This is a genomic window from Winogradskyella psychrotolerans (genome assembly GCF_018860545.1).
GTDB lineage: Bacteria > Bacteroidota > Bacteroidia > Flavobacteriales > Flavobacteriaceae > Winogradskyella > Winogradskyella psychrotolerans_A.
In genome coordinates, this window is record NZ_JAHKPN010000011.1 from 551,020 (window position 1) to 566,292 (window position 15,273).

Below are 15,273 nucleotides of genomic sequence, written 5' to 3' on the forward strand. Positions count from 1 at the left end.
AATGAGCAATAAATTAAATCACAGTATGTCATTGGCTAAACCTGATGCTTTAGACATTTCAGCGAAACAAAAAGTAGCACTTGCTATTGGAGTTATCGGATTATTCATCCTCGCATTAGCCCTTTTTAATACTAATTTCCCAAATAAAGCTGTCTTTTTAACCTTGTCTTTAGGATTAATAATTGGTGGTGTAATCGTCTATTCTAGAGAAGCCTACTTAACCAAATTAGAGGGTATAAAAAACGATGGAGTTTGGTTTAAATCCATTTCATCTCGTGGTGTATGGGGTTGGATCGTTGGAGTGATTTTAACAACATTCTATATCGTACTTTACTTCTTTCCAAAATACTTAGGTTTAGGGTCCGACGGAGAAGCCAACACCGGATTAATAGGTCTTTTTGACCCATTAAGTCAGCTATTAAGTGGCAGAAATGCGAGTCAATGGTTTGTATATGGCACACTTTACACCGTTGCAATTTTAGCTTTCGGCTATAAGTTTATATTGAAGTACAGACATAATCGCTATCAACAATTACGTACAATTTCAGTCATGTTTTTTCAATTAGGTTTTGCCTTTTTGATTCCTGAATTTATGTACGTTATGAATAATGACTTACCATACTACGACCTTAAAAGTATTTGGCCTCTTAATTATTACATTTTTGATGAATGGTCTGTTAATGGCTTTCTATCTAATGGAAATATTGGTTTAGCTTTACTTCTATTTGGAATCTTATCTATTTTTGTTTTTACACCCATACTAACCTACAAATATGGTAAACGCTGGTACTGTTCATGGGTATGTGGCTGTGGAGGCTTAGCTGAAACGGCTGGTGATTCTTTTAGACAATTATCGTCTAAAAAAATGTACGCATGGAAAATAGAACGCTGGTTAATTCATGTGGTATTAGTATTTTCTATTGTGATGACAACCGCTGTGGTTTACACGTATTTAGGCTATGACAAGAATGACTTTTGGTTAACTCGAGGTGTTTTTATCAGTTTAGTTATTGGATTTTTAACGCTAGTTTTTACGGCTGTTATGGTTTTTAAACGTAATGAATTAGGCAAAGACGCTAAATATGGAGCCATTGGCTTCTTTATTGTGATCGCACTTTTACTTATTATGCACTTTACAGGTACAACAGACCACCTATTTTATGTTAAAGCCGGAGCCTTGCGTTCTGCCTATGGTATTTACATTGGCTCTATCTTTTCGGGTGTAATCGGTACAGGTTTTTACCCTATTTTAGGAAATAGATCGTGGTGTCGTTTTGGTTGTCCGATGGCTGCCATTCTTGGATTCCAACAACGTTTATTTTCTAAATTTAGAATTACCACTAATGGCGGGCAATGTATTTCTTGTGGTAATTGTTCCAACAGTTGCGAAATGGGAATTGATGTCAGACATTATGCTCAAAAGGGTGAAAATATAGTGCGTTCTAGTTGTGTTGGCTGTGGTATTTGTTCTGCGGTTTGCCCAAGAGGGGTTTTAAAATTGGAAAATGATAGTATGAAAGGGCGTATCAATCCGACTGAAATTCTTTTAGGAAATGATGTAGATTTGATGGATTTGGTGAATGACAAGTAGGATTTAGTCTCAGTTGCTATCGCTGTAAAAAGACATAAAATCTGGCATAAATTTCAAGGCATCTAATGAATGCTTTGTATTTATTAAGCGTTACGACTACTCCATTTTACGTGAAATATTATAACACAGCGACTCACTGAGTTTAAACAGAGAGTGTGGAGTAAATGCTAAGCCTAAATTTAGAATCCATTTTATTATAGTACATATACTTAAAATTGTTCAGTATCACTTTATGACTCTGTGACATTACACACATTAATTCTTACTTTTGCACCTTCAAACGCACTAAATGCCCAACATAAAAGTTATTATTCCCGCTTATAACGAAGAAGAATCAATTCCTCTGGTTATAAAAGATATTCCTACAATAGTTGATGAAGTCATTGTAGTTAGCAACAATTCTACAGATAACACAGAAATCAATGCTAAAAATGCTGGTGCTACAGTGTTAATCGAAAATCGAAAAGGTTATGGTTATGCCTGTTTAAAAGGCATGGATTACATTTCTAAACTAAAAAATAAACCAGATGTTATTGTTTTTTTAGATGGAGATTACAGTGATTACCCTGAAGAATTAGTAAAATTAGTGCAACCTATTATAGAAGATCATGTTGATTTTGTAGTCGGATCTCGTGTTGAAACATTACGAGAAGAAGGCTCAATGACTACTCCTCAGATTTTTGGTAATTGGTTAGCAACAAGCTTAATGCGACTATTCTTTAAATCAACCTTTACAGATTTAGGCCCTTTTAGGGCTATTAAATATGATAAGCTTTTGGGACTTAACATGGAAGACAAAACTTACGGCTGGACCGTAGAAATGCAACTTAAAGCCTTAAAGCAAAAATTAAGCTATAGGGAAATTCCTGTTAATTATAGAAACAGAATAGGTGTCTCAAAAGTTTCAGGTACGATAAAAGGTGCTATCTTTGCAGGTATAAAAATCTTAGGTTGGATTTTTAAATACAGTTTTAAAAAATGATTCTCGAATCAATCGTTATTGTTATTTACACCATTGCCATTGTACTTATATTCATGTATGCTCTGGCACAATTAAATCTCCTGTACAACTACTTATCTTCGAAAAAGAAAAGACAAGATTGCGACACTTTTGATTTTTCAAATTCGGATGAAATTCCCCTTGTTACCATTCAACTTCCTGTTTACAATGAAATGTATGTTATGGAACGGTTGTTAGATAATATTGCGCTTTTAGAATATCCTAAAGACAAGTTGGAGATTCAGGTTTTGGATGATTCTACAGATGAAACAGTTAAAACTACGAAAGCACACATAGACGCATTAGCAAAAACAGGTTTAAATATTACGCATATCACCAGAACCGATAGAAGTGGTTTTAAGGCTGGAGCACTTAAAGAAGGTTTAAAAATTGCCAAAGGTGAATTTATTGCCATTTTTGATGCTGATTTTTTACCACAACCTAATTGGTTAAAACGCACCATTCCTTATTTTAAGAATGAAAAAATCGGTGTTGTCCAAACACGTTGGGGACATATTAACCGCGATTATTCTTTATTGACCAAAATTCAAGCATTTGCCTTAGATGCTCATTTTACCTTAGAACAAGTAGGTAGAAATAGTAAAGGGCACTTTATCAATTTTAATGGTACTGCTGGTGTATGGAGAAAAGCCTGTATTATTGATGCCGGAAACTGGGAAGGAGATACACTTACCGAAGATTTAGATTTAAGTTACCGAGCACAATTAAAAAATTGGGAGTTCAAATATTTAGAAGATGTTGAAACTCCTGCAGAATTACCTGTAGTGATTAGTGCCGCGCGTTCTCAACAATTCCGTTGGAATAAAGGTGGTGCAGAAAACTTTAGAAAAATGTTATGGCGTGTTATAAAATCGGACAACATATCAACTAAAACAAAAGTACACGGTTTACTACATTTATTAAATAGCACCATGTTTTTGAGCATATTTACTGTGGCTATTTTAAGTATCCCTATGTTGTATATTAAAAATGAATATGCGCATTTAAGAAACTACTTTTACGTAATGAGTTTCTTTGTTATGAGTACTATTATTTTCTTTGTTTGTTATTGGTTTATGTACCGCAGTATTTATGGCAGTGGATTTAAAAAATTCTTCAACTATATCGGGATGTTTTTCACATTCTTCTCCATAGCTATGGGCTTTTCACTACATAATTCTATTGCCGTTATTGAAGGCCATATTGGAAAACGTAGTGAGTTTGTGCGTACTCCAAAATTTAATATTAGCACGATTAGAGATTCTTGGAAAGGCAATAAATACATCATGAAAAAGATGTCACCTCACGTTATTATTGAAGGTATTTTAATGCTTTATTTTGCTTTTGGCATGTATAGCGCTTTTGTAGTTGGTGACCAAGGTGGTGATTTCGGTTTATTTCCATTTCACTTAATGCTTTTTATTGGCTTTGGCTATGTATTTTTTAAGTCCTTAAGTTCGAAAGTGTGATTTCGCTTTGGAAATATCACAAAATTCCATTTCTATTTTTCATTGTTAGTTGCATCTTATATGTATGGTTTGCTTACAATATAACCCGCGTTGAAACTATCCAACTGCTACTTTTATATATTGCATTATTTATATTTGCTTTTCAAATTATTCAGAAAACAGGCTTTAACTTCAAGCTATTAGTCATTTTTTCTATTGTATTTCGGTTGTTATTTTTATTTGCAATCCCGAATTTATCACAAGATTTCTATCGGTTTATTTGGGATGGACGTATGATTTTTGAAGGGTTAAATCCTTATTTATTTACACCTGATTCCTTTATTCAAAACGGAAAGTTTCCTATTCTACAAGCGCAAGAGTTATATGATGGTATGGGAAGTTTAAGTGCATCGCATTTTACAAACTATCCACCGATTAATCAACTTTGTTTCGCTATTGCTGCGCTATTCTCTAGTAATAGTATTTTGGGTTCTGTAGTCGTAATGCGCCTTATCATTATTGCAGCAGACATAGGAACCTTATACTTTGGAAAGAAACTTTTAGAACGTTTAAAATTACCACCTAATAGAATTTTTTGGTATATCCTAAACCCTTTTATTATTATTGAATTAACAGGAAATCTTCATTTTGAAGGAGTCATGATTTTCTTCCTAATATGGTCTTTGTATTTATTACATTCCGGAAAATGGAAATGGGCAGCTGTAGTTCTGGCGTGTTCTATTTCTGTAAAGTTGATTCCACTAATGCTATTGCCTTTGTTTTTTGGATGGTTTAAGAAGACTTCTGTAAATTTGAGTACCCTCGAGAAATCTAAAAATCCTTTCAAAATTGCTCTAGGTGACCAGCGTACACATTTAAATTATAAGAAGTTAATCATCTTTTATATCATAATTGGAATCACAATACTTCTACTCTTCCTCCCCTTCTTTTCAATGGAATTTATCACTAATTACTCTAAAACTGTTGGACTTTGGTTTGGAAATTTTGAATTTAATGCAAGTATTTATTATCTCGCTAGAGCTATTGGTTACGCCATAACAGGTTATAACGAAATTGCAATTATTGGAAAAATATTACCCACCATTTCGGTGCTTATTATATTAGGATTTTCATTCTTTAAACCCAATAACAGTTTACCAAAACTAATAACCTCAATGCTATTAGTCTTTACGTTATATCTCTTTTTAAGCACAACTATTCATCCATGGTATATTGCAACACTAGTCATTTTTTGTGTGTTTACAAATTACAAATTTCCCTTGGTTTGGTCCTTGGTGGTTATACTGAGCTATTTGGCCTATGCCAATGCTGATAATTCTGAAAACCTTTGGATTATCGCTTTAGAATATATTCTTGTGTTTTCCGTGTTTATTTGGGAAGTATTTATAAAAAAAAGACTGCCAGTTTCCTAGCAGTCTAACTTTAAGAATCGAAGTTTAACTATAACTTCTTTAAAGAAATAATCTTATACGTTTCGTAAACTTCAACAAAACCATTTTCATCTTCTTCTTCATGCTCAGTAATTTCATAAGTAATTTTAAAGCGCTTACCAATCATATCTTTAGATTTTAGATTGGCAGCTTTAAGAGCTTCCTCTATAATTTCAATAAAATATACTGTTTCCTCACTGTCTTCGTCATCTTCATCCGCATTAATTAGAAAAGCATAACCATCATCTACATCGTAACCATCAAAAATTGCATTCGTGGTTATTTTTTCCTTGTCTTGACTATTCTTATGAGATTTAGAATATGCATTTGCGCTTAAAACCATGACCATAAGCACAAATACGGTATAAATTTTTGTATTCATCGCGTTTAATTTTTATGCTGAATTTGTCAGCATGTATTAATTTTAGATTGTGGTTTTGGGAGTTTGCCACCTCAAGCCCAAATGCTTTTAGATTACAACCTCTTGGTCATAATTACTGTGGTCCGTTGTGAAGAATTTATTTTTGTGCTAATCTGAATTACGCTTTAAACATCTCCTTAGAATCTTTAAAACTTTTAAATTCTAACATATAATCGTTAGGATCTTTTATAAAAAATGATAAATGCTCTCCTGATTTATCCTTTAAAAATGTCGCTTGAGTCACCACTTTAAGCTTCAAATTATTCAGCTTTGTATAGAGCTCTTGCCATTGTTTCTCATTAACAATAACACCAAAATGGAAGGATGGTAATAACTTACCTTCAAATACATAATTGGGGCTATTGAAATTAAATTTTTCGACTTGAATAAATGTTAGTTGATGACCAAATAAATCTATATCCAACCAATAATCTCCAGTTCTACCTAGAGAAGCACCAATGTTTTTAACGTAGAAATCACTAGTATCATCTACATCCAAACATGGTAAAGACATGTGAAATGCTGTTTCCATAATTCAACCATTTAAAATTTATAAAAAATTAATACACAGTAAATTACAAAATAGTCTTAAGCGAGCAACTTAAGTTTAGTCAAAATCTTCGTCCTCAGCACCAGGTTCTAATTCTGGATCTACGACTGCATCCGGATCATCATCTTCAAAGTCTTCATAATCCTCTTCGTCATAATTTTCCATGGTTTGTTCTAGCTTCGTACTTACCTTAACCAAATATTTGGTATCTTCAGTAGTCACTTCTACAGCTTCAACTATTTCATTTTTTGCATTTTTAAACGAGATAACATTATCATCATCATACCCATCAGGATATTTGTCTACCAGAAGTGCTAAAATTTCTGGTGTCAATTTTTTAAAATCAACTATAACTCGTTTTAAATGTGCGTCTTTTGGTTTCATTCCTTAATAATATTTCTAAAGCTAATTTTTTTTAAATATAATACTTATTTATTTACTCGAATAACATCATAAACATCTTTTCTACGATCTTTTAAATTTTTTACAGCACCAAAGGAATGCAATTCTCGCAATAAGCCTAAGTCTACATCTGCTACCAAAATCATCTCTGTGTTAGGCGTGGTTTCGGCCTTAATACCATTACTAGGAAATGAAAAGTCGCATGGAGTAAATACGGCTGATTGCGCATATTGGATGTCCATATTATTCACATTCGGTAAATTCCCAACACTACCTGCTATGGCCACATAACATTCATTTTCTATAGCGCGCGCCTGTGCACAAAGCCTTACACGTGAATACCCGTTTTGTGTATCGGTTAAAAAAGGCACAAATAAAATATCCATACCCTCATCAGCTAACAAGCGTGATAACTCAGGAAATTCGGAATCATAACAAATTAAAATTCCAATTTTCCCTGCATCCGTTTCAAAAGTTTTTAATTGATGACCACGTTGCATTCCCCAAACTTTAGCTTCATCTGGAGTCACATGAATTTTCTCATAACGCTCTAAACTTCCATCTCTTCGGCATAAATAGCCCACGTTATACAACACATCATCAACCACCTCTGGCATACTACCTGTAATAATATTAATGTTGTACGAAATAGACAGCTGCTGCATTTTTTCAACAATGGTTTGTGTATAACCTGCCAATTCTCTAATCGCTTGCGGCTCGTGCAAATGGTTATACTTTGCCATCAATGGCGCATTAAAAAACTCTGGAAATACAGCAAAATCAGAGCGGTAAGCAGACACACTATCTACAAAATACTCCACCTGTTGCATTAAATCGTCTAAACCATTATACGGACGCATTTGCCACTGAATCAAGCCTAAGCGCACCACGGTTTTTACACTACTCGCTTTTTTATTGGGTTTGGTATAATAAATATTATCCCATTCCATTAAAACGGCATATTCGCTAGATGCGGTATCTCCTTCTAAATAGCCTTTTATAATTCTTATCGGATGAAAATCATTAGAGGTTTGAAAATTTAAAACCGGATCATGAATCTCCTTATGCTTTACTTTCTGAATGTATTCTTTTGGTGAATACTGATCCTTATACTTATGATAATTTGGCATTCTACCTCCAAAAACAATTCCTTTTAAGTTTAGGTTTTCGCATAATTCCTTTCGGTAATCATATAAACGACGCCCCAAACGTAAGCCTCTAAATTCTGGTTTTATAAAAACATCAATACCATATAGCACATCACCATCAGGATCGTGATTTTTAAATTTATCACCTTCAATAATGTCAGCGTACGTATGGTTATCATCAATCTTATCGTAATCCACAATTAAAGATAACGCACAACCTGCCAATTGACCGTCGATACGAATGACCACTTGACCTTCCGAAAAAATAGTAGTCAAACGTGCAATGTGATCTTTTTTCCAATAAGAATTTAAAACACCACCATAGGCTTCTAGGGTTGCCGATTTTAATTCCTCAAAATCGCCAACCGTTAGATAGCTTAATTCTATATTTTCAATTTTTTGTTCGTCCATGGTTACATATCTAAAAGATAAGCAAAAATTAAAGGCGCCACAATGGTCGCATCACTTTCAATGATGAATTTTGGTGTATTAATATCTAGTTTCCCCCACGTTATTTTTTCGTTTGGCACTGCACCTGAGTACGATCCGTAACTCGTTGTACTATCACTAATTTGACAGAAATAGCTCCAAAATGGTGTTTCTGGTCGTTCCATATCTTGATATAACATGGGCACTACACAAATAGGAAAATCTCCTGCAATACCTCCACCAATTTGAAAGAACCCGATACCATTTTCAGAATTATCAGTGTACCAATCTGCTAAAAATGTCATGTACTCAATCCCAGATTTCATGGTACTTGCTTTCAATTCGCCTTTAAGCACGTAGCTGGCAAAGATATTTCCCATGGTACTATCTTCCCAACCTGGGCAAACAATAGGTAGGTTTTTTTCTGCCGCCGCATACATCCAAGAATCTTTCAAATCTATTTCGTAATGCTCTTCTAAAACACCTGAGAGTAATAATTTATACATGTATTCATGTGGTAAATAGCGTTCTCCGTTTGCTTCAGCTTCTTTCCATATTTTAACAATATGTTCTTGGATTCTTCTAAAAGCTTCTTCCTCAGGAATACACGTATCGGTCACACGGTTTAACCCTTTCTCTAACAAATCCCATTCATCTTGAGGTGTTAAATCTCTGTAGTTTGGTACACGTTTGTAATGTGAATGTGCTACCAAATTCATGATATCCTCTTCTAGATTTGCTCCTGTGCAAGACACAATTTGTACCTTATCTTGGCGAATCATTTCTGCAAAAATCTTACCTAATTCGGCAGTACTCATGGCACCAGCCAAAGAGACTAACATCTTCGCACCAGAATTTAACTGATCTTCGTAACCCTTTGCCGCATCAACCAAAGCCGCTGCATTAAAGTGTAAATAATACTTCTCTATAAATTTTGAAATTTCTCCTTTATTAGTAGTCATCTTCTGTGTTGAATTTAGATTTTTTGTTTCCTGTGTTTTTTGAATCGTTAAAGTTACTTTCAAAACCATCTTCGATATTTTGATCTTGAAATTTGTAGCTCAACATTTTGTAGTACAATTTAGCCGCTAAGAAATCTGATGATTTATCATGTTCATTTGGGCATAATTCTACAATATCAAAACCAACTACATTCTTTTCTTCAAATACTTGTTTTAAGAACTCTAGTGTTTCGTAATATAATAGACCACCTGGCTCTGGTGTCCCTGTACTTGGCATAATGGAAGGATCAAACGCATCTAAATCGAATGTGATAAATACGTTATCGGTCATTTGATCTATCGCAGCATCCATCCAACTGTCATCTTGCGCCATGTCATGAGCGAAATACGTTTTGTCTTCATCCATAACGGTTTTCTCAAGAATATCCATAGAACGAATACCCACTTGAATTAAGTTAGTGGTTTGACTCGCTTCATAAACAGCGCATGCATGGTTACAAGCTGTACCTTCATAGCTTTCACGTAAATCGGCATGTGCATCAATATGCAACACTGTAATATCATCGAACATTTCATTGAATGCTCTAATAGTACCGATTGACACCGAATGTTCACCACCAAAAACAGTTACAAATTTGTTCTTTTTGATGTATTTTTTTGTGGCTTCGTGAACGGCTTCAACCATCGCTTCTGGCGACGCATTTTCTGTAACTGCATCCGCTAAGAATATACCTTGTTGATACACTTCAGAATCGGTTTCAATATCATAGAGCTCCATATTTGCTGAAGCATCTAAAAAAGCATCAGGACCTTTGTCAGCGCCTTTTTGCCATGTACTTGTACCATCATAAGGTACAGGAATTAATACGATTTTAGCCGTTTCTAATTTTGCTAATTCTTCTGGAATACCAGCGTAAGTTTTTGTTTTCATTTTATATTATTTTCCATTTGAATGGAAGTTGTTGTTTATTTACTTTATTCAATAAAAATAGTATTACACTTAAACTAAGCACAGAGTAACACTTCTTTTATTATAACTTCTTCATTTTTTTCTTGATAAAAAAACGAAGCAAAAAAATCAAAACTGAAAATTATTTTACTAAAAATTTCTTTCTCTTCGGCACAAAAATAAAGTTGGTTTTTTCATAGGATTAATCTTTTTAGCGATTAAAATTCAATTATTAATCAATTTTACAAATACGACGATTTTTGTTTAACCCTTCGTTTCAATTCATTTTATAAGTAAAATAATTTGTAGGTTGGTTTAGCATTTAGGTTCATTTTAGGTTAGTCTATTGTTTTAAATTTTCTAATCTAACAACTCATAACTATCAGTATCCTAAAATACCCAACAAGTTTTCACTCTTCTGTTGTTCTGCAAATACCTTAGTGCTCTGGTTTCCTTCCGCATCTTTTTGAATTAGAATATGTTTTGGCGTTGGTATTAAACAATGCTGAAGCCCTCCAAAACCACCAATAGTTTCTTGGTAAGCTCCCGTATTAAAAAAGCCAATATATAACGGTTTATCCTTATTGTATTTAGGTAAATAAATAGCATTTGTATGCTGCTCACTGTTGTAATAATCGTCACTATCGCAAGTAAGACCTCCTAAAAGCACACGCTCGTAGCTATCATTCCAACGGTTAAGCGGCAACATTATAAAACGCTTGTTAATTGCCCAAGTATCTGGTAAGGTCGTAATGAATGAGGAATTAATCATGTTCCATTTCTCACGATCATTCTGTTGTTTTTGGTATAAGATTTTATACAATGCTCCTCCACTTTCTCCTACTGTAAAACTGCCAAATTCTGTAAAAATGTTTGGTGTAGCCACCTCTTCTTCCTCGCAAACTAATTTGATCTGATTCACGATTTCGTCAACCATATAGGCATAATCAAAATCGAAAGCTAATGAGTTTTTTATCGGGAAACCTCCACCTATATTTAAACTATCTAAGGTTGGGCAAATTTTCTTTAAAGCCGTATAAACCTTCAAACATTTGTGCAATTCATTCCAATAGTACGCATTGTCTCTAATCCCTGTATTTATAAAAAAGTGGAGCATCTTCAACTCAACTTTTTTATTATTTTGAATCTGAGTTTTGTAAAAAGGTACAATGTTTTTGTAACCGATCCCTAAACGTGATGTATAAAATTCGAACTTAGGCTCTTCTTCGGATGCGATTCTAATTCCAACTTGGAATTTCCCCTCAATTTCTTCAGATAATAAATCGATTTCCTCATAATTATCTATAATAGGAATACAGTTTTTGTGTCCGTCATTAATAAGGTCGGAAATATTAGTAATGTAGCGTTCACGTTTAAAACCGTTACTTAATACAAACGTTTTGTCCGTGATTTTACCTTCCTCTTTAAGCGCTTTTACAATATCGATATCAAAAGCAGAAGACGTTTCAATATGAATATCATTAGTTAAAGCTTCATCTAAAACGTGTTTAAAATGCGAACTTTTAGTGCAATAGCAATAATTGTACTTGCCTTTATAATCATGCTTTTTAAAAGCATCTGCAAACCAAGTTTTAGCGCGTTGTATGTTATTAGATATTTGTGGTAAATAGGTGAATTTTAAAGGAACACCATGGTCTTCAACCAATTTCATTAGGTCGATATCATGAAAATGCAGCTCTTTGTCCTCAAGTTTAAATTCGTCTTGTGGAAAGTGAAAGGATTGATCGATGAGATCAATGTATTTATTATTCATGTTGTAAATTAAATATTCAAGTATAAATTAAAAAATATAAGCGTAACTCCTGTTAAGGTTACGTTATATTCATACCTGAATCTGGCTTTGTGTAGTAGGTACAAATCCATATATATGCTGACTAGCAGCAATCGCAGAAGCGGAAGTTAGCTCTAAAATTCGGTTACTTATCCTATAAGCTGCTCTTGAATATGACTTCCTAATTTTCAAGAACCCGAACATAAAAACATGTTTCAATTTGTTCAGCTAAAATTGGTTTTAAAATCCTTTAAGATCTGCACCAATTTCAATACAAATGTATATTATTTTTTAATATGTTGTATTTTTTTTTATTTTTTTTACACACCGTTATTTTTATTATTCAAAACGTGCTAAAACCTAGAATATAAGCGAGATATCAGTTTGTCTTAATAAAAAAAGCATCCACGATCTGGATGCTAGATTTCTAATACGTTGTATGGCATGTTGCTACGTACCAAGTCAATGTGAAGATGTGCCTTACAACACTTTACACTTCAAAAATAACAGATACCTTTATACTTTACGTTAAATGAAGATTTAGAATACGTTATTAAACCGTTGTAAAGGACCGTTCAATACACCCTCAATATTAACTTAGAATAATGTGAAAGTACACCTCTAATTCAACGCACTTTCACATCATTTAAAGCGACAAGATGATTCCGTAAAATATAAAGTAATTTTCTTTATATCCCTATAATTATTAAGTTATTGAACTCGTCAATCTCTATTTCAATGCTTTCACATGGAAGAATACTTAATTGAATTTTTTGACCGTAAATATCAGTATTTGTTGCAACTACAATAATGTCACCATTGGTAAGTTCTAACCAATCTGTTGCTCCAGCAGCAGATAAACTTTGGGTGTGTAATTGGCTATAATCTTGACCATAGATAATTAAATCGAAATCAAGTGCACTTTGGTTAGTTATTTTAACTTGAGGTAAATCATCGACGCAATTAAGGGTTTGAGGACTTAAATCATCTTGAATTTCTAACACATCCGAAGAATCCGTTGTACAATTTACCATAAGTAAAAGCACTAAAATGAGTCTTACATTTTTCATAAGTAGGTTATTTTTATCTATTTGGGACTGCAATATAGAAAAAACAAACAAAACCTCGATAAAAAGTGTATTTATTCGACGAACGGCAATTATTATAATTAATGAAGTAAGGCGATGACGCCAAGTATTACAACATCTTCAAGGTATTTACCTCTTGTTCAGTAAGATGCTTCCAATGACCACGAGGAATGTCTTTTTTTGTTAAATGACCAATCGCTACACAATCAATTTTTACAATATCGTAGTTAAGATGATCAAATATTGCACGTAAAATGGTATTACCTGTATTTTTAATTTTAATACCAACTTGGCTTTTAGATTCACCTTGAATATAGCTGATCTCCTCAACAGCAACTAATTTACCTTCTATTTTAAAACCGTCTTGAATCTTTTTTAAATCTTCAAATTTTAAATTCTTATCGAGTTCTACTTGAAATAATCGCGCAACTCCATTTTTAGAATTTGTAAATTTTTGAACAACGATATCATCATTAGTAAACAATAGTAAACCTAAAGAGTTTCTACCCAGACGACCAATTGGCTTAATGTTTGCGTTAGTGGCGTTGGCTACTAAATCCATAACCGTTCTGCCTTTACCTTCAGCTGTAGTAGTTGCAAAGCCCTTTGGTTTATTCAATAAAACATAAACTGGTGCCTCTGGAGTAATACGTTGGCCATCAAAACGTACTTCGTCTGTACGTTTTACTTTGTAACCCATTTCGGTAACCACTTTACCGTTTACCATAACCAATCCTATAGCGATATTCTCATCGGCTTCTCGTCGAGAACACATACCACTATTGGCAATATATTTATTTAAACGCATCTCATCTGGATTAGACGATTTAGAAGGTTTAGAGACCTTCTTTGCGGATGACGATTTCTTATTAAAAGGAGCGTTTCCTCTAGCATAACTATTCGTTTTGCTATTAGCATTTCCTCTTCCTGAAGTCTTTCCTTTTCCTTTGCTATCTTGATTTCTGCTCATGTTTCAAATTTTTGCAAAGGTAAACAATAGTTTATATCTAGTGCTTAATTATTTAAGTTGTTTACTGCTATGATTTTTAAAACTTAAAAAAACAGAGTGTATTCCTTTTAAATTCTGTTTAAAACAATTGTAACATCAATTAATAAAATTGAAAAAACACCAGTTACAATAATGAATTTAAGAATATTATGAAGTATTAAGTAATGGGTTTTAGTATTCGATTTTAATAGAATAATAAGATAAATTAACAACAAAGCGATACTCAGATAAAAGAAACAATACATATGACCAATCCTAAAAAACAAGACGAGTACAATCGCCGAAATGATCGTAAAAACTCCAACAATACTTAACATTAACTTTGAAACCCTTTCACCATACACCACAGGAATTGTTCTATAATTTAAAGCTAAATCCCCTTTTATGTTTTCTAAGTCCTTCGTTAATTCTCGCATAGAAATTAATAAGAACAAAAATATACCATGTGCAAAAACTACCAATTCAAAATTCTGATAGTAAATAAAAATCGCAAAAAATGGTGTTACTGTTAATATCGCAGACACGATATTACCAACCATCGGTAATTTCTTTAAACGATGAGAGTAAAACCAAATAGCAAAAATGTAAATTGAAAAAAACAAAACTGCTTTAAACGACACATAACTCGCAAATACGACTGCTAAAAAGTTGAGCACAAAATAAAACGATAGTTTGGTGTTTTGACTCACTAAACGATCCAACATAGTTTTTCTGGGCTTGTTGATTAAATCTTTCTCGGAATCGTAGAAATTATTAATAATATAACCACCAGCTATAGTTGCCGAAGATGCTAAAACCAACATTAAAAGATTGAGGTCTAAAAGTACTGATTTAACCGGTTTATCGTGCGCAAAAATATAAACAGAAGCTAAGTATTGGGCAATAACCACAACTAAAATGTTATAACCTCTGACTACTGAAAATAGGCTGAAAAATTTAAGAAGAATGTGTTTCTGCCGTCTTGTTAACATTATTTTGATGCTGTAAAATTCCGAAATACGACTTCAACTCAGTGCAGTTCCTCAATAGCAAA

Annotated in this window: 14 protein-coding genes; 4 read left to right on the forward strand and 10 right to left on the reverse strand. The window is 33.3% G+C overall.

The window, feature by feature from the left end; translation table 11 throughout:
- Position 1: 1 nt before the first annotated feature.
- The 4 genes from KO515_RS05765 (at position 2) to KO515_RS05780 (ending at position 5,472) form a co-directional block, all read left to right on the forward strand.
- Entirely contained in the window at positions 2 to 1,591 is a 1,590-nt protein-coding gene (locus tag KO515_RS05765) for a 4Fe-4S binding protein (protein WP_215935418.1), read from the forward strand.
- Between the two features lie 289 nt (positions 1,592 to 1,880).
- On the forward strand, positions 1,881 to 2,573 hold the full coding sequence (locus KO515_RS05770; RefSeq protein ID WP_215935419.1) for a glycosyltransferase family 2 protein: 693 nt from the start codon (positions 1,881 to 1,883) through the stop codon (positions 2,571 to 2,573).
- The gene (locus KO515_RS05775) at positions 2,570 to 4,060 is read left to right on the forward strand and encodes a cellulose synthase family protein (RefSeq protein ID WP_215935420.1); all 1,491 of its coding nucleotides are present in this window, start codon (positions 2,570 to 2,572) and stop codon (positions 4,058 to 4,060) included. The genes KO515_RS05770 and KO515_RS05775 overlap by 4 nt, the downstream gene beginning before the upstream one ends.
- Positions 4,057 to 5,472 (forward strand): mannosyltransferase, encoded by a 1,416-nt coding sequence (locus tag KO515_RS05780; protein WP_436800005.1) that lies wholly within the window; start codon positions 4,057 to 4,059, stop codon positions 5,470 to 5,472. Before KO515_RS05775 ends, KO515_RS05780 begins: the two co-directional genes overlap by 4 nt.
- Before the next feature lie 28 nt (positions 5,473 to 5,500).
- Here KO515_RS05780 and KO515_RS05785 read toward each other — a convergent pair whose 3' ends face one another.
- The 10 genes from KO515_RS05785 to KO515_RS05830 form a co-directional block, all read right to left on the reverse strand.
- Positions 5,501 to 5,872 carry a hypothetical protein gene (locus KO515_RS05785; RefSeq protein ID WP_215935421.1) on the reverse strand — a complete coding sequence of 124 codons (372 nt, stop codon included), beginning with the start codon at positions 5,870 to 5,872 and terminating at the stop codon, positions 5,501 to 5,503.
- Between the two features lie 157 nt (positions 5,873 to 6,029).
- On the reverse strand, positions 6,030 to 6,443 hold the full coding sequence (locus tag KO515_RS05790; protein WP_215935422.1) for a VOC family protein: 414 nt from the start codon (positions 6,441 to 6,443) through the stop codon (positions 6,030 to 6,032).
- A gap of 75 nt (positions 6,444 to 6,518) precedes the next feature.
- Positions 6,519 to 6,845 carry a hypothetical protein gene (locus tag KO515_RS05795; protein WP_215935423.1) on the reverse strand — a complete coding sequence of 109 codons (327 nt, stop codon included), beginning with the start codon at positions 6,843 to 6,845 and terminating at the stop codon, positions 6,519 to 6,521.
- 44 nt (positions 6,846 to 6,889) lie between these two features.
- Positions 6,890 to 8,422, reverse strand: a complete 1,533-nt coding sequence (locus tag KO515_RS05800) for a carbon-nitrogen hydrolase family protein (RefSeq protein WP_215935424.1) — start codon at positions 8,420 to 8,422, stop codon at positions 6,890 to 6,892.
- 2 nt (positions 8,423 to 8,424) lie between these two features.
- Positions 8,425 to 9,402, reverse strand: a complete 978-nt coding sequence (locus tag KO515_RS05805; protein WP_215935425.1) for a deoxyhypusine synthase family protein — start codon at positions 9,400 to 9,402, stop codon at positions 8,425 to 8,427.
- A complete protein-coding gene (speB, locus tag KO515_RS05810) occupies positions 9,392 to 10,333 on the reverse strand; it encodes an agmatinase (RefSeq protein WP_215935426.1) in 942 nt (313 codons plus the stop codon). Before speB ends, KO515_RS05805 begins: the two co-directional genes overlap by 11 nt.
- 400 nt (positions 10,334 to 10,733) lie before the next feature.
- Positions 10,734 to 12,125, reverse strand: a complete 1,392-nt coding sequence (locus tag KO515_RS05815) for an arginine decarboxylase (RefSeq protein ID WP_215935427.1) — start codon at positions 12,123 to 12,125, stop codon at positions 10,734 to 10,736.
- A 707-nt stretch (positions 12,126 to 12,832) separates the two neighbouring features.
- A complete protein-coding gene (locus tag KO515_RS05820) occupies positions 12,833 to 13,213 on the reverse strand; it encodes a YbjP/YqhG family protein (protein WP_215935428.1) in 381 nt (126 codons plus the stop codon).
- A 127-nt stretch (positions 13,214 to 13,340) separates the two neighbouring features.
- Entirely contained in the window at positions 13,341 to 14,201 is an 861-nt protein-coding gene (locus KO515_RS05825; RefSeq protein ID WP_215935429.1) for a pseudouridine synthase, read from the reverse strand.
- A 107-nt stretch (positions 14,202 to 14,308) separates the two neighbouring features.
- Positions 14,309 to 15,211: a geranylgeranylglycerol-phosphate geranylgeranyltransferase gene (locus tag KO515_RS05830; protein WP_215935430.1), complete on the reverse strand. Its 903-nt coding sequence runs from the start codon at positions 15,209 to 15,211 to the stop codon at positions 14,309 to 14,311.
- Positions 15,212 to 15,273 lie beyond the last annotated feature (62 nt).